The sequence below is a fragment of the Rhizobium sp. 22-785-1 genome (assembly GCF_053521965.1).
In genome coordinates this window covers 206,595-227,228 of sequence record NZ_JBNWDI010000009.1, presented here as the reverse complement: position 1 = coordinate 227,228, position 20,634 = coordinate 206,595, and the positions used below count along the sequence as shown (strand labels likewise).

11 protein-coding genes are annotated in these 20,634 nt (G+C 60.5%); 7 read left to right on the top strand and 4 right to left on the bottom strand.

Annotated features, from left to right (window positions below; all coding sequences use genetic code 11):
* Positions 1 to 8 precede the first annotated feature (8 nt).
* From ACQZ5M_RS18260 to ACQZ5M_RS18245, 4 genes are read right to left on the bottom strand one after another with little or no spacing between them, the layout of a single operon-like run.
* Positions 9 to 3,350 (bottom strand): DEAD/DEAH box helicase, encoded by a 3,342-nt coding sequence (locus ACQZ5M_RS18260; protein ID WP_449080453.1) that lies wholly within the window; start codon positions 3,348 to 3,350, stop codon positions 9 to 11.
* Between the two features lie 14 nt (positions 3,351 to 3,364).
* The gene (locus ACQZ5M_RS18255; RefSeq protein WP_449080470.1) at positions 3,365 to 6,760 is read right to left on the bottom strand and encodes a UvrD-helicase domain-containing protein; all 3,396 of its coding nucleotides are present in this window, start codon (positions 6,758 to 6,760) and stop codon (positions 3,365 to 3,367) included.
* The gene (locus tag ACQZ5M_RS18250; RefSeq protein ID WP_449080469.1) at positions 6,760 to 9,414 is read right to left on the bottom strand and encodes a PD-(D/E)XK nuclease family protein; all 2,655 of its coding nucleotides are present in this window, start codon (positions 9,412 to 9,414) and stop codon (positions 6,760 to 6,762) included. Before ACQZ5M_RS18250 ends, ACQZ5M_RS18255 begins: the two co-directional genes overlap by 1 nt.
* Positions 9,415 to 9,436: 22 nt before the next feature.
* On the bottom strand, positions 9,437 to 9,580 hold the full coding sequence (locus ACQZ5M_RS18245) for a hypothetical protein (protein ID WP_021240092.1): 144 nt from the start codon (positions 9,578 to 9,580) through the stop codon (positions 9,437 to 9,439).
* Positions 9,581 to 9,709: 129 nt separating this feature from the next.
* On the opposite strand from ACQZ5M_RS18245, the gene ACQZ5M_RS18240 reads away from it, so the two are divergent.
* The 7 genes from ACQZ5M_RS18240 to pglX are packed head-to-tail and all read left to right on the top strand — an operon-like array spanning position 9,710 to position 20,634.
* Positions 9,710 to 10,633 (top strand): helix-turn-helix transcriptional regulator, encoded by a 924-nt coding sequence (locus ACQZ5M_RS18240; RefSeq protein ID WP_449080452.1) that lies wholly within the window; start codon positions 9,710 to 9,712, stop codon positions 10,631 to 10,633.
* A gap of 29 nt (positions 10,634 to 10,662) precedes the next feature.
* Positions 10,663 to 11,253, top strand: a complete 591-nt coding sequence (locus ACQZ5M_RS18235; protein WP_449080451.1) for a DUF1819 family protein — start codon at positions 10,663 to 10,665, stop codon at positions 11,251 to 11,253.
* Positions 11,253 to 11,864: a DUF1788 domain-containing protein gene (locus tag ACQZ5M_RS18230; RefSeq protein ID WP_449080450.1), complete on the top strand. Its 612-nt coding sequence runs from the start codon at positions 11,253 to 11,255 to the stop codon at positions 11,862 to 11,864. The genes ACQZ5M_RS18235 and ACQZ5M_RS18230 overlap by 1 nt, the downstream gene beginning before the upstream one ends.
* A gap of 7 nt (positions 11,865 to 11,871) precedes the next feature.
* On the top strand, positions 11,872 to 15,402 hold the full coding sequence (brxC, locus tag ACQZ5M_RS18225) for a BREX system P-loop protein BrxC (RefSeq protein WP_449080448.1): 3,531 nt from the start codon (positions 11,872 to 11,874) through the stop codon (positions 15,400 to 15,402).
* Complete coding sequence (locus tag ACQZ5M_RS18220) at positions 15,402 to 16,574, top strand: AAA family ATPase (RefSeq protein WP_449080447.1); 1,173 nt, start codon at positions 15,402 to 15,404, stop codon at positions 16,572 to 16,574. Before brxC ends, ACQZ5M_RS18220 begins: the two co-directional genes overlap by 1 nt.
* Entirely contained in the window at positions 16,571 to 17,122 is a 552-nt protein-coding gene (locus tag ACQZ5M_RS18215) for a hypothetical protein (protein ID WP_449080446.1), read from the top strand. Before ACQZ5M_RS18220 ends, ACQZ5M_RS18215 begins: the two co-directional genes overlap by 4 nt.
* Positions 17,068 to 20,634: a BREX-1 system adenine-specific DNA-methyltransferase PglX gene (gene pglX / locus ACQZ5M_RS18210; RefSeq protein ID WP_449080445.1), complete on the top strand. Its 3,567-nt coding sequence runs from the start codon at positions 17,068 to 17,070 to the stop codon at positions 20,632 to 20,634. The genes ACQZ5M_RS18215 and pglX overlap by 55 nt, the downstream gene beginning before the upstream one ends.

Below are 20,634 nucleotides of genomic sequence, written 5' to 3'. Positions count from 1 at the left end.
CCGGGAGATCACGCGCTGTCGATAATCCGCAACTTCATCGCCCGGGTTTCCAGCAAATACGTCTCGACTCCGGCCAACAGGTGCAAGCCTTCTTCGGTGACGGCCGCGCGGGAGAGGCCGGGCTGCACTATCCTGACATCGAATTCGTAGCGATAGTCCTGCCAACTCGCTTTTAGCTTTTTGAGAAACGCTGCCGTCCCTTGCTCGAAGCGCGAAGTCTGGCCTTTATCCAGACGCAGCTTCTCTCGCTTCAGCATGTGCGTGAGCATGCGATTGGGACGGTCGCGCCGCCGGGCGGATTTCTGGGCCTGGCCGCAGACCTCGTAGAGATCCTTGACGCGGGCTCCGGGCGTGTCCGCGCTGGAATATTTGCAGTGATGCAGGGTTACCTGCACAAGGCCTTCCGTCACCCGCAGGGTGACGACGTCAGCGATTTCGCCGGCGCCGTCGTCGTCGAAGATGAGGTCATAGGCATTCTCGTCGGCGAGCAGCACGTCGATCACCCGCCGTTGCACCGAGTCCGGGCGCTTATCATGTCCTTGCGCCTCGGCCCTGATATTTGTCCGGGACCAGTCCCAGATCTCGATCTGATCTGAGGGGTAGGGGGCGGAAGCAACACCATCTGGCAAAGCGTAGAGGTGGCTGTAGATCAGCAGTGATCCGTCCCCGAAATCGATCTGCGGGGAATCCTCGCCGAAGGATTCCGACAGGGTCTTCACTTTGCCGCCAACCTTGATGGTCGTTTTCGCTCCCGACCGCTGGGGATAGCGGGCGCCGCCCTCGGCGAACACGATCTCGAACTCAGCGGCATCAACATCGCTGCGTACCGAGAAGCGCAGCGGTCCGGTACGTTCATGATCGAGCAGTTCGATGTCACATTCGGCAAATGGCACGGCCCGGTCGCCGAAACTGATCTCTACACGGTCTTCGATCTGCGTGAGCAGCGACTCCGGCCAATGGATCGCGACTGGCGGTACGGCTGGCCGCTCGCTGATCTGTCGGGGTCGCATGGCGCTCTTGAACACGCCATCGGTAGTGATTCCAGGATCATTCACAGCCTTGCCGATATCGGCGCACCATTCGACCCAGTCGGTGAGATCGCGAACTGGAGAGATCGACCAGAATTTGCCTTTGGCCGAACAGCCGCGCGAGGCGGGCACCCCATCCAGGAAGCCGGTGGCGAAGACATTGTTCTTGATGCGGGACTGCGACTTGGCGGTATCGAGACCGTCGGCGACGTCGACGCCCATATACATCGAGTAGCGAACGCCGCGGCCCTGATGATGGGTCAGGCCAAGATTGCGCAAGATGAGACGGTTGAATCCGTGCAGGCTGCGGAAGACTTCCTCGCCTTCGACGCGGCGCGCCGTGTCGCCACATATGGCTTTGGCGAGCCGGTCGTAGGGGCCTTTGGCCGAACTGCTGATATAGAGAAGCTGTCGGTCGGGATCCCAGTGCATCATGTGCAGATCCCAGATGACGTTGGTTGCGTGTTGCGCGGTCGTCCAGCCGGCCTGCTCCTCAGAGCGCGTGACGAAGATGGCAACGCGTTGGTGCAGGTTGATCTTCATGCCGAGATAGACGCCGGGATTGTATAGATCTTCGGCCCGGAGCGGTTCCCAGGCGTCGCACGACGTCCGATAGACCACGGCGTTCATCTTCGGTTCGAGTGTCTGAAGAGGGATGTTGCTGAGATCGCCGACGAAGCCCTTGAACATTTCGGCGCGCCGAACCTGCCGGTCGATCTTCGCGGTGCTGAGCGCCTCGACCAGCGCGTTCCAATCGGCGTCCTCTGCGTAGAGCTTGGCAAGCGACCGATCAATGTCGTCCACGCCGGTATTCGCGATGACGGTGGCATCGCCCAGGCGCGGATCTTGCCGGGTGAAGCGGCCGACGAACTGGATGGTGACGGCGATGCTCTTGTGCGGATCATGCAGGCCCGCGATCTTCAACTCCGGGAGATCGAAACCTTCGCCCAGCATATCGACGCAGATGATAACCCGGCTGTCGAAGCGCCTGAGTGCAGCGAGGTTCGCACGGCGCTCGCGGATAGACTGCTGGCTGTGAACGATAACCGGCCGGAATTCCGGGAACATCGCGCTGTAGAGCTGGTGGAGGTCCTTGGCGCGGTCGATCGTCTGGCAACGTGCCATTGCAAGGTGATTCAGGCCCGCATTCAGATCGCCCTGCAGGACCTCGCCGAGCTTTTCGGCGATGGCCAGGTCAGCATCGGCCTGGTCGAGTCCGAACACAGCCTCGAAACGGATCGGTTTGAAATAGCCTTCGGCCTGCGCCTTTTTCAGCGGATAGGTGTAGATGAATTCGCCATCGACGCGCCGGCCGTCCTCACGGAAGGGGGTGGCCGTGAACTGGACGATGGGTAAGGGCGGTTCCCGATCGATAAAGAGGCCGCGGAAGCGAGCCCAAGTCGGAGCGCCGATATGATGCGCCTCGTCGATGAAGAGCGCCGAAGCGCGCGCCGCCATCTGCTCCTGAACGGCCGCGTCCGCACGCCCGGCGATCTGCATCGTGGTGACGACGACATTGGCGCTGTCGAAGATTTCATCGACCTCCGCCGGGCTCGTTGGAATATGGGACAGCCGCATGACAAGCGGAAAGGCTGCTGCATCAGCGAGACATTGCTGTTGCCTGAGAACGCCGAAGGTCTCGAACTTGCCGGCGATCTGCTCGCGCAAAGCGTCGGTCGGCACCACCACCAGCAGCCGCTCGAAATTCTGGTGGGCGTTGAGCGCGAGCATGGTCTCGGTCTTGCCCGTGCCGGTCGGCATGACCACGGTTGCCGGATCGGTTGACCTGGTTGCGTGGGCCAGCGCGGCGTGAAGCGCGCCGATCTGAGGACGCCGCAAACCCGGTCGCGCCGGCTCGCCAGTCTCGGCGGCACGTCCTTCGCGCAAGTAAACTGCGTCCGTCCAGGAGGCGGAGACGGCAGCTAGTCGAACGGAACGCTCGGCACGATCCAGCGTGGCGATATTGGCCGGCAACACGTTGACCCATTGGCCTTCGGGCAGTTCCAGCGCTTCGGCGATTTGCACTGCCTCCGTTGCGCCGGGCACAAGGAGAATGAGATCGGCCTCCAATGGTGTTGCCGTCTTCGCACTGATGATCTTCAGCGTCTCGCCCGATTTGAGGGTGGCCTCATAGCCGGTGACACGGCGGATCGCGAAAGGACGTAGTTTGCAGCGCACGCGGTGCGCTGGAACCGCCAACTGACGCACGGGGCTTCCCAGCACCTTGCCGTCTACGGCAAGGCGAGGAGGCAGTAGCAGCTCGACCTCGGGATTGAAGAGATCGTCCTGGCTGGAATTGGTGGCACGCTTGCGGGTGGCCATCGGGGCGTCCTCCGTCAGGCCGCCATCGTCTGCAGCGAGGGCGAAACGGAGATCACCGTCGCGCTCGTCATCAGGACGATCAGGCCCTGCTCGGCACCGGTCATGTCGAGATAGGCACGCACCTGCGCGCGGTAGTGGTCGAGCGTCTGCGGATCGGGGGCCACGTCGCTCTTCCAGTCGACGACGACGACCGGCCGGCCTTCCGCACTGACTGTCAGCGCGTCGGCAATGCCTGCCGTCGCTGCCAAGTCGGTTTCTTCGCCACGAAGGGCATAGATGGGGAACTCCGCGAGTAGCGCGGGCCGGAGGGCCGCGATTTCCGGCAACGCCAGCGTCCGCGTGACACAGCCAGTCAGTTCTTCCGGGGCGAGCCCAGCCGCCGGATCAGTGACGGGAACCTTGCCGAGCGCACGGATAAGTTCCTCGGCGCGCCTCGTGAGTGCCACAGAGGCGTCGTCGGTCTCGCCGGTCAGCACCTCTTCCATGAGCTTGTGCAAGACGAGCCCGCGCTCACGTCCACCTTGGACGGCCAAGGGCACCTCCAATTCGCTCGGATTGTCGTCGTCCGACCCTGCCCAGATGTCGGCTTCCTCTTCCTGCAATACCGTGCCGGTCGCATTCTCGTCGCGGCTCGGGGCGAGCCAAGTCAGTCGCATCTGCCTGTCCGCGATTGCGCCGGCCTCCGCGGCAAAACCCTCGCGGGTCTGATTATTGGTGGCGCTGCCGGCTGTGACGATCGCATCGAGCGGCAAGTGCGATGCATCAAAAGCCGGAAGTGCCGCCAGCGTCAGGTCAACAAGGCCAATCCAGGCGGACTTGGAGGGCGTCACATCGAGCCGTGGTAGAAGCAGCAATTCCCGGGCGCGTGTTGCTGCGACATACCAGAGGCGCACGCGTTCGCGATCCAGTTCATCCTTTTCGGCCTGGCGCGCAACGTCGTAGCCAGACGGCGCGACGCCGAGAACGGGGCAATAGAAGGTGTCGGTCTGGCGATCGATCACCGCGCTATCGGGCGCCATCACACCGGTCATGGTGTTGATGGGAATGACCACCGGCCATTCGAGGCCCTTGGCGGCGTGCATCGTGAAGAGCGCGACGGCTTCCTCCTGAGCGTCGGGCCGACCTTCGACCGCGCGAGCTTCATCGGTCCAAGCCGCTGTCATCGCCTCGGAGAACGCCCGCAGGCCACGCACCGCGTAGCTCGTCGAGAGGCTGATATAGAGATCGACATTGGCGAGCGCGCGTTCGGCCTGACCGCGATGCCGATCGAGCAGAATGGGACGCAACCGCAGGACATCCACGGCTTGCGAAAGCAGTTCGTGCGGCGTCGTACTGTTGCCGCGCCGATAAAGCGCCTGCAGCTTTTCGACCACATCGCGCGCGAGCGGATGGACGATCGCCGTCGGGTCGACGCCGAGATCGAGGCGGGGGATCCGGTCAGGCTCGTCCTCGGTGCGCGGAAGCGCCCAGACGATGTCCAGCAGCTCCTCTTCGCTGAGCCCGACCAGCGGGCCGCGCAGCAGTGCGCCGAGCGCCAGGGTGTCACGGCGATCGGCCAACACCCGGGTCAGCGCAATGAGGTCCTGAACCTCCTGTCGGCGAAACAGGCCCTTGCCGGCCTGCGTCGCCACCGGAATGCCGCGCCGCTCGAGGGCTTCCTCATAGCGCCAGAGATCCGCGCCAGTCGGCGCAAGGAGAGCAATGTCGCCCGGCTGGCAGGGGCGTTCGGTGCCGGCTTTGCGATCCAGAACCGGATGGCTGCCGATCAACCGGGCGCACAGGTCGGCCACGGCATCGGCTTCAGCGTCGCGTTGCCGTTCGGCGCTGGCCTTGCCATTGTCATCGGCGACAGCAATGTCGATCGCGGCGACGCAGATGCCTTCGCCGCGATCGTCATGGAAGGGATCAAGCGACGTAAAGCCGGGTTGGCCATCCGCCGACAGGATCGCCTCGAAACGCTCGTTGACGAAGGTGAGGATCGAGGCGCAGGAGCGGAAATTGGTCGAGATCGACACGAGGCCGTCTGCATCCTGCACCGTGAAGGCGGTGCGGGCCTGAACATAGGCACCGACGTCGGCACCGCGGAATCGATACACGGCTTGTTTAGGATCGCCCACGAGGAAGAGTGCGCCCGGCCGAATCCCGAAGCCTGTCCAATCCTGCGGATCGTCCCCGGGCTCGCCGCACAAGCGCCAGAAGATTTCAGCCTGAAGCGGGTCGGTGTCCTGAAACTCGTCGACGAGGACCTTCGCGAACCGCTGGCCAAGCGCCTGCCGTACCGCCTCATGATCCCGCAGCAGATCGCGGGCTGCATAGATGAGGTCGTCGAAGTCAAGCTGGGCACTGGCGCGCTTGTGTTCGTGATAACGCTCCAGGATCGGCCTGGCTTCGCCGATCAGCGCCGCGAGAACCTGACCGGAAACTGCCTGGAAAAGGGCGTCCCAGGCCGAGCAGCACGCTTCGAAATGGGCTTGAGCAGCATCGTTCAGTCGCTCGCCGTCCGCCTTGGACAGACCCGCCTGCTTGGCCGCGGCGGCCCATTTGCCCTTCTTTCGATAGGAGGAAAAGGTGCCGGCCTTGGTGCAGAGATCAGGATGGGGGCGCGAGACGAGCAGTCCGACCAGGACTGCAGGCGCGGCAGCGTCTGTAGCGGTCGGCAGCATTGTTGCCATTTCGGAGAACCGTGCCGCGTAGACTTCCGTTTCCGGTTCGCTTGCGGTGGTTGCCTGCATGAAAGCGGAGAAGTCGTCGGCCGTCTGCCGAAATGCCAGAAGATGGCCGGCGAGCGGTGACACCGCTGGGGCCACGAGGCTCCGGCGACGGCGCAGAGCCTCGGCGATCTTGTGCATCAGTGCCACGGTCTCGCCGGGGCTGTGCAGCACCATCTCAGCCAGGATTCCACCTTGGCCGCCTGACAGGCGCTCGCGCAGCCAGCCATCGACGATTTCGAGAAAGGCGAGATCGGCCTGGTTGCGGTCCATAACGGCCGCGCCCGGATCGATATCGGCCTCGGCGGGATAGGGTTTGATGAGACGCTGACAGAAACCATGGATGGTCGAGCAGGTGATCTCGTCGATGGCGGTGGTCGCTGCGATCAGATTATCGCGCTGCGCTTGCGACAAACCATCGGGTAGCCCGACTGCAAGCTCGGGTGCGATGTGACCTGCAGCGAGGTCGGCGACGAAATCCCGGACGCGGGAGAGGAGCTCGCTCGCAGCCAGTTCGGTGAAGGTGACAGCGGCGATCGCGCGTGGTGCAACGCCCTGCGCCAGCATGAGGGCGATTCGCCCGGCCATAACCGCGGTCTTGCCCGACCCAGCACCGGCCTCGACGAGGATGGAACGATGGTGATGGCTGATCGCGTCACGCCGAGCGCCATCGTCCTTAAGAGTCTTCGACATCATGTTCATCATTCCGCCTCCCAGACCTGAGCGACATCGCCGAGCCGCTCGGTTGCGGCGGCTTGTTTACGTTTGCAGTAGGTGGCGCCGGCATTGGCCGGCAGCGCAAAAGCGAGATCGTCATAGTCACCGCCTGTATCCGGACCCGGCAGTGCCGCGCCGCTCGACAACGCAATCCGTGCGGCCTGTAGATAGCCCGTGATTTCCGCCAGCACTGCCGCTGGATCGTTGAGTTGAAGGTCCAGCGGTTCGCGCGGGTAGAGCAGGGAGGCCCTGATCGCGACATGGTCGCCCAGGAGCGCCTTGACCGCGAAGGCGTAGAGACAGCGCTGAAGCTCACGCCCTCCGTTCAGGCGGATATCGCTCTTTGGGGGCTTCCCGGTTTTATAGTCGCGCACCAGTGCGCGGCTGCCGTCGCCGGCGATGTCGAGCCGGTCGATGTAGCCAGCGATCTGGAAGTCTGTGCCCGGGATAGTTACGGGCAAGCTTGCATCCCAGGGGAGTTCCGCCTGCGATTTGGGTTCGGACCCGCCGAAGGGCACTTCGCCATAGGAACGGCAGCCGGGCAAATGGTCGTCGCCGTATGCGAGAGCTTGGCTGGAGAGAAGACGTGCATCGCCAAGGGTCCGGCCCCAGATGACGTTGGGCGGGACGGGTCGTTCGCTTTCCCATTCGGCAGCTACCGCATCCGCAGCTTCGGCCACGGCAGCGTCAATGGCGGACGCGTCGGCGGAAGCCAGCCCTCCGGCCGCTTCGAGATTCCGCAACGCGCGATCGAGCACCAGATGGATGAGATCGCCTGCCGCAAGCGCGTCGAGCACGAGGGGGTCGGCGCTACTTTGCGGGGATTTCCATCCGAAGGCATAGCGCCAGAGGAAGCCGAGCGGGCTGCGCAGCAACGTCTTGAGCGAGCTGGCCGACTGAGTTCGCGCAAGAATCGCGAGAACGAGCGGATGGTCGGGCCGGATGAGGCCGTCATGCGGTGTGACCTCGGCCTGGCGCCACTCGCTCCAGCAAGTACGTGCGCTGATAGCCTGGGGATCGCTGGCGAACTCCTGCGGTCGGGCCATAAGCCGATCGGTTTCGCTGAAGGCGTGGGTGGGGATCGCGTTGCGGCGCAAATAGATTTCGTCGCCATGGCCGGCGAGCAAGGGGCTCCGGCCCAGCAGCCGTCCGTCACTGTCGCGCCGGGCGCGTGACAGGACCACCTCGCCAGAGGTTGTCGTGAGGATCGTTTCGAAATCACGGCGGTCGGCCAGGCTCACGGGAAGCGGGTCGAGTTCGCCGGTCGGGACAATATGGTCCGGGATCAGCCGGTCCTCGGCGATTCCGCGTGGCCAGCGCGAGGAGTTGAGGCCGACCAACCGGACGAAACGACGAGGCCAGGCCGCAAGGGCGCTGGCCGGCATCCAGGCGACCGACACGCAGGCTTCCAGCCCGTCATCCTGTTTCAGCGTTTCGAGCGTGACATCGATCGAGGCGGCAGGCCCGGCGAGCAGCGCCTTGCGCCAGATCGACAAGGCACGTCCCTTGAGAAAAGCTTCCCCGATGTCCTGCGCGGCATCAGGCCCCTTCACCAGAAGGTCGACCGCCGCGCGCAATGCTGGGGCATGGTCCATGCCATCGGGCCAGTCGTCCGGTTTGAGGCGTGTCAGCAGGCGGTTCCAAGCCGTAGAGGTGGACAACGGCGCATCGCTCGGGAGGACACGCAACCACCCGTCGGGAAGCGAGACTAATGGTGCCGAATCCCGGCACAAAGCTGAAAGGCGGCGCAGGCGCGATTGCGAGAGGCCGCGCACGACGATATCCGCAAGTGCTGCGGCGGCCTGTCCTTCGCGGGTCGCGGCGGTCCGGACGCCGTGAACGAAATGCAGATTGACATTGGCGTCGGCGCGCAACGCCAGGAAATGGTCATCATAATCGGCCGGCGACGCCGTGGCGATCGCGACGTCGGAAGGTGCGACGCCTGACGCAAGCAACGCGCGCGCCCAGCGCATCGCCTCAATGGCTTCGTGATAGGCGGTCGCGGCGCTGACGGAACTAATCGTCGGCCCTTCGGCCTTCGTTTGCACGACAACGACGCCGCTATCGCGGAGCCAGTCTGGGACGAAACGGGGGCCTGCGGTCCATTGCACCGGAATGCGCGCGGCGAGTTCCTTCACCAGAGGGCGCCAGCACGGAGAAAGTTCGGTCAGCCCGGCGATTTCCATTGTGCCGAGAACGGCTGGCGCGTGGGCGATACGGTTGCTGGCTGCAGCGACAATATCGACCGGACGCATCATCCCGTCGGGAAGTTGGGTGAGAACGGCCGCTTCCAAGCGAGCGATAGCGTCGAGACGGGGATGATATGTCGACCGGGCAGCCAAATCGATGCCCGAACGCCAAGCCTTATGCAGCGTGTCCGAGGCCGCGCCAATCATGCCCGGCAGCATCTTGATGCCTTCCAGTTCCCCCATAGGCGTGGCGGGAAGAACGGCCTGGATCGCCGCGCGGAGGCTTTCCTCATCGATCGGCCGGACGAACCCGCCCGCGAGCCGCACGGCGGCTTGCTCGAAAGACATGATCTGGAGGCCATGGCGGCTGCTGCGCGCGGCTGCGAGGCGGGCCTCCCGCATCGCGAGGCGACCATGGACGATAAGAGTGGATCGACTCGCGGCTGTCATCGCCATTCCCCCTTTTTCCGGACTACTTCTTGTTCGGGCGCTGGGTTAGCGCCGAGGCTGCCGCGGTTTTCGCGGCCTTGCTACTCTTGGGATCCCGCAAAACCTTCGACGCGGCGCTTGCCGCTTTCTTGCTGGTCACTTCGCGGTTGGGACTACGCTTGGGCATTGCCGTTCCTCACGAATTGCGCGCTCGCCGCCATTGACGAGTTGTGCAGATGAGAATAATAGTTACACGGATAGATCGGATATGTCCATATACTTTTTATTCCCATCTTGGATTTTAGGGTGAGCGGCGATGAAAGAAGGCTTTACGGCGTTGAAATGGGGTGTGGGGCGCCGGCTCGAATTCATTGAGTTCCGGTTGTTCTGGGAGGGCGGCGTCAACCGCTCGGACATCATCGAGATGTTTGATGTCTCCGTGCCGCAGGCATCGAAAGACCTGACACTCTATCAGGAGCGCGCTCCGCAGAACGCGATCTATGACAAGAGTGCGAAGCGCTATGTCGCTGCGCCTGATTTCTCGCCAATTTTCCTGAGGCCTGATCCCGATAGTTATCTTTCCCGGCTACGGTCATTGGCGGAAGGGCTTGCCGATCCAAGCGAGTCGTGGATCTCGCATGCTCCTGAGATTGACGTTGCGCTGACGCCCCACCGGGCGGTGGACTCAGATGTGTTGAAGGCCGTTCTTGAGGCGGTGCGAGAAAGACGCTCTATCGAGGTCTACTACCAATCAATGGGAAGCCGTCGGACCGATCCGGTGTGGCGGCGTATGACGCCGCACGCTTTTGGGTATGATGGTTTCCGCTGGCATGTCCGCGGCTATTGTCACATTGATGAAAAGTTCAAAGACTTTCTGCTGCCGCGCATTCTCCAGGTTCGAAACTTGGATGCGCCCGGGCCTGCTGGTGATCAGGATACACTTTGGAAGAAGACGTTTGACATCGAAATCGGCCCTCATCCGGGGCTAACCCCAAGTCAGCGCACAGTCGTAGCCAAGGATTACGGGATGACAAATGAGCGGGTGGTTCTGACTGTCCGGTACGCGATGCTGTTTTACGTGCTGAAGCGGCTAGGACTTCTCGGGGATGCGAGCCAGCAGAACCCGCGCACTCAGCACATCGTTGCGCTCAATCCGCATGAGACGGAACGAGCGTTGAGGCGTGCAGATTTCGAATTTGGGGAAGTTGAGAAGGCCCCCAGCGATTCTGGGAGCGCGTGATGCCGGATTCGCGGGATCAGCCCTACCTTATGTCCTTCGGAACCGGTGGGCTGTACATCAACGAAAGTGCTGCCGTTGCCGAATTGCACGATGACGTCGGAGACTGGGATGCGACGCTCGGTGCCGCGCTGCAGCGCGGCGTGTTTCCGGTGCGGAAAGCGAGCTCAGCGCGGCGTTCCGTTCGGGAAATCGTGAACCGCCTGAGATGTCTGACGCCGGCAGAGTTGACTTTACTGATTGAAGGAGAGCGCAACGAGCAATGCGCTCTCCTCTGGCTAGCCATCTGTCGAGCCTACAGGTTCATCCGCGAATTTGCGATCGAAGTGCTGAGCGACAGATTTCTGACGTTGAGGACAGAACTCACCTACGATGATTTCGATACGTTCCTGTCGGCGAAGGAGGAATGGTCCCCTAAGCTTGCGACACTATCGGCCTCGACCCGTGCCAAGCTTCGCACGGTGCTATTTCGCCTGATGCGCGAGTCAGAGATCCTGTCGCAGGATGACCGGATACGCGCGGCAATGTTGTCGCCGCGCGTATTGGCTATAATCCAGGCCGAAAATCCCAATGAATTACGATACTTCCCTGGTGCCGAGCGGCAGGGGGGAGGGAAGAGATAATGGCGCGTTTGAGTAAGACGACAACCCCCAATGACCGCTTCGACCACCTTCTCAAGGTTATCATGAGCGAGAGATTCCTCAAGAAGCAGGGTCTCGGGAACGAAGTGCCATTCTTTATCTTCCCCTATCCGGCCGAGGAAGCGGTCGGCATCGATGCGATGCGCACCAGCCTAGTGAAACAACTCGAGAATCGCGGCGTGCGCGTGGTTGAAATCAACCTCTACGACCTCAGCATCTCCCTGCTGCACGATCGCGGCATTTGGGATGACGTTCTCGTGGCTGAGCCAAGCATCGGAAAGGACGAGCTCAAAGAGCTTTTGCAAGGGGTTCTCGATCCAGAAACCCATCTTATCCCCGCTATTGGGGCGATTCTCGCGGGCCAGCAGTTCGATGTCTTGTTCCTGTCGGGTGTCGGTGAGGTTTACCCCTACATCCGGTCCCACAATGTGTTGAATAACCTTCAGAGCACCGCCAAAGAAAAGCCGACGGTGATGTTCTTTCCAGGAAAATATACGCACAGTCTGGCTAGCGGTGCGTCGCTCGATTTGTTTGGAACCATGCATGACGACAAATACTACCGAGCGTTCGATATAACGCACTATGAGATCTGAGGGGGCCATGACCACATTTCGTGATATCTTCGAAAAACCTGTCGATCGTGCGATTGAAGGGGTTATCAAGGCCGATGATGAGGCCAGCCTCCGGGTCGAACTCGAGGAGTATGTCATCACAAATGAGATCGAGCGTCAGCTCGAGAAGTTCCTTGATGCTTACAATAATTACGGCTCGGCCAACGGGGTCTGGATCTCCGGCTTCTTCGGCTCGGGCAAATCGCATCTGCTGAAAATGCTGGCGCTCCTTCTGGAGAATCGGGATATCGGCGGAAGCCCAGCCTATGAGCTTTTCAAACAGAAATGCGCGCACAATGAGATCCTCGCGGCCGATCTGCGCAAGGCCGTGTCGATCTCGTCGAAGAGCATCCTGTTTAATATCGACCAGAAGGCCGACGTCATTTCGAAGGGGCAAACCGACGCGCTGCTTTCGGTTTTCCAGAAAGTCTTCGACGAAATGGGAGGCTACTATGGCAAGCAGCCGCACATCGCGCAGTTCGAGCGCGATCTGGACAGTCGCGGGGTGCTCGAGGCGTTCAGGAAGGCGTATCAGTCTGTCGCCGGGAAGCCTTGGGAGCGCGGACGCGAGCAGGCGCTGTTGGAGAATGCGAATGTCGCCAAGGCCTATGCCCAGACCACGGGCGCCAATCCCTCCGAGGGCGAAGGCATCCTGACGCGGTATCGTCAGGATTTCCGGTCATCGATCGAGGACTTCGCCGAGAAGGTCAAGGCCTACATCGAAACGCAGAAGCCGGGCTTCCGCCTGAATTTTTTCGTCGATGAGGTGGGCCAGTACATCGCGGACAACGTCAAGCTTATGACGAATCTCCAGACCATCGCGGAGAGCTTGAATACCAAGTGCCGCGGCCGGGCCTGGATCATCGTCACGGCGCAGCAGGATATGGCGTCCGTCATCGGCGATATGAACCAGCGGCAGGAGAACGACTTCTCAAAGATTCAGGCGCGCTTCGCCAATCGCATGCCGCTCAACAGCGCCGATGTCGCCGAAGTGATCCAGAAGCGGCTGCTCAAAAAGACCGAGTCCGGCATCGGTAGCCTGTCCGATCTCTACCATCGCGAATCGAATAGCCTGAAGACGCTTTTCGACTTCACGGATGGCTCAATCCGGTTGGAGAACTTCCGCGACCGCGATCATTTCATCCACAGCTATCCCTTTGTTCCCTACCAGTATCCGCTGTTCCAGTTGGCGATCCAGAACCTGTCCCAGCATAACGCTTTCGAGGGAAAGCACAGCTCGGTCGGCGAACGGTCCATGCTGGGGGTTTTTCAGGAAGTTGCGGTGCGGCTCGCCGATATGCCGGTCGGCGGACTTGCGACCTTCGATCAGATGTTCGAGGGCATCCGCACCGCGCTCAAATCGAATGTCCAGCAATCGATCCTGATTGCCGAGAAGAACCTCGGCGACGAATTCGCCACACGGATTCTGAAGGCGCTGTTTCTGGTCAAATACGTCAAGGGCTTCAAGTCCACGGCCCGCAATGTCGCCGTCCTGATGCTGGAAAGGTTCGACATCGACCTGACCAAGCATAAGCGGCGGATTGATGAGGCGCTGAGCCTGCTTGAGCAGAACACCTACATCCAGCGCAATGGCGAGTTGTTCGAGTTCCTGACCGACGAGGAGAAGGACGTCGAACAGGAAATAAAGGCGATCGAAGTTGACACTGCTGAAATCGCCAAGGAACTAGAGACGCTGATTTTCGATGGCGTCATAAAGAGCCGCAAGATTCGGCACGAAGCGTCCTCGCAGGACTACGCCTTTGCGCGGTATCTCGATGATCGGCTGCTCGGTCGCGACTACGAACTGGCGATCAACGTCATCACGCCCTTTCACGAGCAAAGCGGTAATGCCGAGGCGACCGCGATGCGTACGATGTCGAGGGACGAACTCGCCATTGTGCTGAATGCCGACAACCGCTTCGTCAGCGATCTGATGACGTACAAGCGGACGGACAAATACGTTCGCCAGGCGCGTTCAGTGACGCAGCAGCCGAGCATTGAGCGTATCGTCCGCGAAAAGGGTGAGCAGAACAACGGTCGGCAGCGCGATCTTACCCTCAAGGCCCGTGCTCTGGTGGGCGATGCCCGTCTTTTCGTGCGCGGCGCGGAAATTGAGGTTCGCTCAGAAGACGCTCAAATGCGGATCGAGCGTGCGTTCCAGACTCTTGTCGACAAGGTTCACGTCAATCTCGGGATGCTGCGCGGCTTCGCCTATTCCGAAAGCGAGATTGGCAGGTTCCTGACACATGGCAACGACAGCCTGTTCGGTGAGGACGGAGCTAATATCACTGAGGTTGAGCAGGAAATCCTCAACTTTGCGCAGTCGAACGCGCGCAATGGCATCAGGACGACCGTGAAGGCCGTTATCGAGCGCTTTGAGCGTAAGCCTTACGGCTGGTCTTATGCCGCGATCCTCTGCACCGCAGCCGGCCTTCTCGGCCGCGGCAAGATCGAAGCGCGTTCGGACGGCAGCCCGTTGGAAGGTGATGCCTTGCTGCGGGGGCTCCAAAATGCCCACGCTCTCGGCAATATCGTGCTCGAGCTTCAAGTGGAGTTCACGCCAGCCCAGGCGCGCAAGCTCAAGGAATTTTACCGCGAGTTTTTCGATGCGCAGCCGGCAGGCGCCGAGGGCAAAGCTCTCGGAATTGAGACAGCCGAAGCCTTTGGCGCGCTCAAGACAGAACTCGCGATCCTTGAAGGACAAGAGGCGCGTTATCCATTTCTGTCCGCGTTGGGCCAACTCCAGGGCGCGCTCCATGAGGTCACGGGCAAATCCTATGCCTGGTATCTTCAGGATCTCGGCCGCCACGAGGATCGGCTGTTCGACCTGAAGGAGAGCGTTCTCGATCCGATCCGTCGCTTCATGGGGGGGGCGCAGAAGGCGATCTACGACGAGGCGCGAGGCTATCTGGCCGATCAACACGCCAATTTCGGATATGGCGGCGAAGATCAGGCCCGAGTCATCCAAGAGGTCTTGGACGATCCCAATTGCTTCAAGGGCAACGCCATTCAGCAGATCAAAGGCGCTCTTGACGCATTGAGGGCGGAGGTCGAAGAGCGGATTGCTGCAGAACGCAAGACGGCGATTGCCGATGTCGAGGCGATTCGCTCCAAGCTGCGGGGGCTTCCCGAATTTCCCTCCTTGGGAGAGCCTGACCGCCGCGAAATTGAAGCCGCCTTCTCGACGCTTGTGAATGCCATCGAGACCAGCAAACTGATCGCGGTGATCCGGGAGCGTGTGAGCGGATTCCGGGCGACGGGCTATCCTGCGTTGCTCGGTCGGGTAACGGCGCCGCGCCCCGTCAAGACGGACGGTGGGCCCGGCGAGTCGGATCGCTCCGGAGACCGCGTGAGCAGAACGCCGCCGCCGGCTCAGCCGGTATATGTGGCTGCCAGTGCGCTGCGCGTCACCTACGCAAAACCATATCTGGCCGACGAGCAGGACGTTGACGCCTATCTGGAAACCCTGCGCGAGACGCTGGTCGCTGAAATCGTAGCGGGAAAACGGGTGACTGTGTGATGATCGCTGGCGTCGAGATCGAAAATTTCACAGTGTTCGGGAGCCTGCAGCTATCGCTGTCTCCACGGCTGAACGTCATCATAGGCTCTAACGGAACTGGGAAAACCCACCTGCTGAAGGCAATCTATGGCCTGGCGCTGGCGGGCCTGCCACCATCCGAGGAGCATCCGGCCAACGAGATCGCCGCCGACGTATCGAAGAAACTGCTGCGACTCTTCTCGCCTGAAGAAGGCCGTATAGGCGCTCTGCGTGCCAATGGCGCGGAGGCTCCAACGCGGCTCAGCCTGGTGAGTAGCGATGACACCCGCGTGACGATCTCGTTCGGAGGCCGCTCTCAATCCGTGCAGATCAAGGTTGATGCCGGGGGCGCGGGGCATGAACTGCAACCCGTGTTTATCCCGACGAAGGAGGTGCTGTCGCTCGTCCGCGGCATGCGTCACCCGCGCCACGACCGCGCCACCGTCGAGATGATCTTCGATGATGGCTATGTCGACCTCGCTGAACTCCTCGTCCGTCCGGGATTCGAGGACGAGGCTTCAAGTCTTATTGAAGATCCGAGGCTCTCGAGCGTAGTCCGCGAATTGGTCGACCTTGTCGGCGGGCGGTATCGCTGGACGAGCGAGGGCGCTTTCCGTTTCGAACCTGGTCACTACGAGGAAAAAGCGGATCCGGGGAGGTCGAAGTCAAAGGCAGCGCAGGCCTACCAGGATTCGACCGTCACCCGTTTTGTCCCTAAAGACGGGCATTCGCTGTCAAGCGGCATGACCGCCGAGGGGTACAGGAAGATCGGCGTACTGCATCGCTTGCTTTGCAACGGCTCGATCAGTCCCGGCACCACCGGTCTTCTGCTGTGGGACGAGCCCGAGGCGAACCTCAATCCGAAGCTGATGAAGAAGCTGGTGCAGGTTCTTTTGGAGCTGTCGCGCAACGGCCAGCAGATCGTCTTGGCCACGCATGACTATGTCCTTCTGAAATGGCTGGACCTGCTGATTGACAAGGGCAAGGAGGACCATGTCCGGTTTCACGCCCTCTATCGCGACGCAGAAACTCAGAAATTGGCGGCGGAGAGTACTGACAGCTACTCGCTGATTTCAAAGTCTGCGATCTCCGACACTTTTGCAGAGCTGTTCGATGAGGATATGGCGCGGGCTCTCGGCGGTGCAAAACCATGAAGTCTTACAAGGCTGAACCAAACGCCGATTTGGAATTCTCTTTTCCAGACGAGCTCGTTTGGGAGGAACTGGACCGCCAAGGCGTTAAGCTACCGATACAAATGAAGTTCGTAGATCTCGTGATCGAGAGAGACGAGGACATCCTGCTGGTTGAGATCAAGGACCCGTCCAACAAACGGGCTCCAACTGAGGAACAGCAGGCGTATTTCAAGCGTCTGTCGGACAATTCAATTTTGACGCAGGAACTGACGCCTAAGGCGCGCAGCTCCTACACGTTTCTTCACCTGATGGAGCGTGACGCCAAGCCGTTCATATATGTGGTCCTGCTGGGTTTGGATGCCTTCGATCCAGAGCAACAGAAGGCGCTCCTGACCGGCTTCAAGGATCGACTGCTGGCCGACATCCGATGCGAAACGGACACGCCTTGGAGGCGACAGCACATTGCGGACTGCGTCGTGCTTTCCGTGGATATCTGGAACAAGAAATTTGCCGAATGGCCCGTGACCAGGGTTACTGCGGCGGCGGCAAATGGGGAGGCAGGCGCCTGATGGATACCTCGAAGCTTAAGAAATTCGCACAGTTCGCCCGCCGCAACCTAATGGGACAGGTGAGTGCCAAGCTGGACTCTGTGCTCGCGCCGGGCGCCGCTGCGCGCCGCGAGCATCCGGAGGCGATCAAGAAACTCGAGGCGGCCATCGCGCGTGACAGCAAAGGCCAGGTAATCGAGCGCGTGGCCTATATCTGGTTCAACCGCTTTTCGGCCTTGCGCTACATGGACGTCAACGACATCAATCCCGTCCGCGTGGTCTCGCCCTTGTCGGGCCAGTTCCAGCCGGAAATTCTGGCTGAGGCGAAAGCGGGGAACATCGACGAGGACCGCGTCCCGAAGAGGATACGCGCTGAGGTTCAGGCGTTGCTCGATGGCCGAACTCCGAGCCCCGACGCTCAGGCCGAGGCCTATCGGCTATTGCTCGTCGCAATCTGTAATGACTGGCATCGGAACATGCCGTTCCTGTTCGAGCGGATCGACGACTATACCGAGCTGCTGCTCCCCGAGGACCTGCTTTCGAATGCCTCGATCCTCTCCTATTTGCGCGAAGCGATGACACCTGACGTCTGCGAGGATGTCGAGGTCATCGGCTGGCTCTACCAGTTTTACATTTCGGAGAAGAAGGACCAGGTTTTTGCGGGGCTGAAGAAGAACCAGAAGATCACGACCGAAAACATCCCGGCGGCCACGCAGCTTTTCACCCCGCACTGGATCGTCCGCTACCTGGTCGATAACTCGCTGGGGCGGCTGTGGCTGCTCAATCGGCCGGGATCGAAATTGGCCGAGCGGATGGACTATTACCTCGCGCCGGAAGAGTCCGAGACGGACTTCCTGAAGATCACCAATCCCGAAGAGATCAAGGTCTGCGATCCGGCCTGCGGATCGGGGCACATGCTGACCTATGCCTTCGACCTGCTCTACGCGATATACGAGGAAGAAGGGTACGAGACCGAGAAGATCCCGGCGCTGATCCTGGCCAACAACCTGACGGGAGTGGAGATCGACGACCGCGCGGGGGCGCTGGCAGGTTTTGCGCTCGCGATGAAGGCGGCGGCAAAGCTGGGGCGGCGGCGGTTCCTGCGGATGGAGGCCAAGCCCGACATCTGCGTGTTGCAGGACGTGAAGTTCACCGAAGCAGAGTTGCGAGACGTGGCCGCCGTGGTGGGCAAGGAACTGTTCACCGAGGAGCTGCGCGAGACTCTGGGACAGTTCGAGCAAGCCAAGAACTTCGGCTCGCTGATCGTGCCGAAGCTGCGTGATCCGGCCGAAACGCTGCGGGTTGTCAGGGCGAGGGATTTTGACGCCGACCTGCTGCTGCGCCCGGTTCTGGAGCGCCTCGCGACTGTCCTGCGCTTGGCCGAGGCGCTGTCGCCGAAGTATCATGTGGTGGTGGCCAATCCGCCTTATGCAGGAGCCAAAGGCCTGAACAGTGCGCTTGGTTCTTGGATTAAGGAGAATTTTCCGCGCAGCAAATCAGACCTGATGACGTGCTTTATGGAGCGCTCGAGTAGGCTAACGGTTTCAAATGGCTTTTGGGGGATGATAAACTTGCCCTCTTGGATGTTCCTGGGGTCATTTCAATTGTGCCGGGCTTGGCTCCTTGAAGAACACAAGATTGACACGCTACTACAGCTTGGACGAGGTATTTTTGGCTCTGACTTTGGTTCCGTTGCCTTCACAGTGCAGAAGCGTATAGCCAAAAGCAGCGATGTCGGGATCTATCGACGCCTATTTGAACAGCATGTCCAAGTGCGAAAGCCGGATGAAATTGAGTGCCTGTTCCGAGATCGTGAATATGGGGCTTTCAGATTTCTCCAGAAAGATTTTGAGAAGATACCCGGCTATCCAATTGCGTTTTCGTTGAGCAAATCCGTAATTGAAGATTTCGCGAATATGCCTTCGTTAGCTGAATATGTTGAGCTGAAAGCAGGTCTCCTAACGGGTGATAACGTTCGGTTTCAGCGCGAATGGTTTGAGGTCTCATTCGAGAACTCCGATTACGATTGCGCTTCTTCTGGAGAGAGCGACGCGCGTTGGTTTCCCTGCCACAGCGGCGGCGATTTCAGAAAGTGGTACGGAAACCATGAAGTTGTCGTGAACTGGGAGAATGATGGTCAAGAAATTCGGAACTTTAAAGATGGTGCCGGGAAGTTGCGCTCGCGACCTCAGAATATCCAGTATTTCTTTCGCGAAGGCATTACCTACTCAAAGATCAGCGCTGGCAAATTCGACACCCGATACCGGCCGCCAGGTTTCGTTTTTGATGATACAGGAAGGTCAGGGTTTAGTTCTAGCGCAGCGACTGAAAAATCGGCCTTGGCGTTTTTGTGCTCGAACGTTGCCGACAGCTTGCTCGCAGTTCTCTGCCCCACCCTAAGTTTTAATACTGCCGAGCTGAATAGCCTGCCTTTCGATGCTGAAGCGATCAATCGCTCTCCAATAGCTGTGGAAGAGCTGATCAATCTCGGAAAATCGGACTGGGACGCCTACGAAACCTCTTGGGATTTCACCAGCCTCCCGCTGCTCTCGCACGACCATCGGGCTGGAACACTGAGGGCCACCTATGCCCGCCTGCGCACCCATTGGCAGGGCATGACGGACGAAACGCAGCGGCTGGAGGAAGAGAACAACCGCATCTTAATCGACGTTTATGGTCTGCAGGACGAGCTGACCCCCGAGGTGCCGATCGAGGAGATCACGCTGACCTGCAACCCCGCCTATTCCATCGGAACGGGCAAGACCGACGCAGACCGAGAGAAGGCGCTGCTGGAACGGACGCTGGCCGAGTTCCTCAGTTATTCCGTGGGCTGCATGTTCGGCCGCTACAGCCTCGACGCGCCGGGCCTGATCCTCGCCAACCAGGGCGAGACGCTGGCCGATTACCTTGCTCGCGTGCCGGAGCCGAGCTTCCTGCCCGACGAAGACAACGTCATCCCCGTGCTGTCGGAGAAATTCGAGAACTGGTTCCCCGATGACATCGCTGACCGCTTCCGCAAGTTCCTGCGCGTGACTTTCGGCGAGGCGCATTTCCGCGAGAACCTCACCTTTATCGAGGCGCAGATCGGTGACATCCGCAAGTACTTTGCCAAGGGGTTCTACGACGATCACGTCAAACGCTACAAGAAGCGCCCGATCTACTGGATGTTCTCCAGTCCCAGGAGCACGTTCCAGGCGCTGATCTACATGCACCGCTACCGCCCCGACACGGTGAGCGTCGTGTTGAATGACTATCTACGCGAGTTCCGATCCAAGCTTGAGGCTCACCGCCGGGCGCAGGAAGCGCTTAGCATCAGTGGGGATGCTTCGCCTGCGCAGAAAACCAAGGCTTTGAAGGAGATCGAAGCCACAGCTAAGGAAATTGAGGAGCTTGATGCCTGGGAGCGTGATGTCTTATTCCCGCTAGCGACCCAAAAGAATGAGATCGACCTCGATGACGGGGTGAAGGCCAATTATCCGAAGTTCGGCGCAGCTTTGAAGCCCATTAAGGGCCTCAGTGACTCGGATGATTGA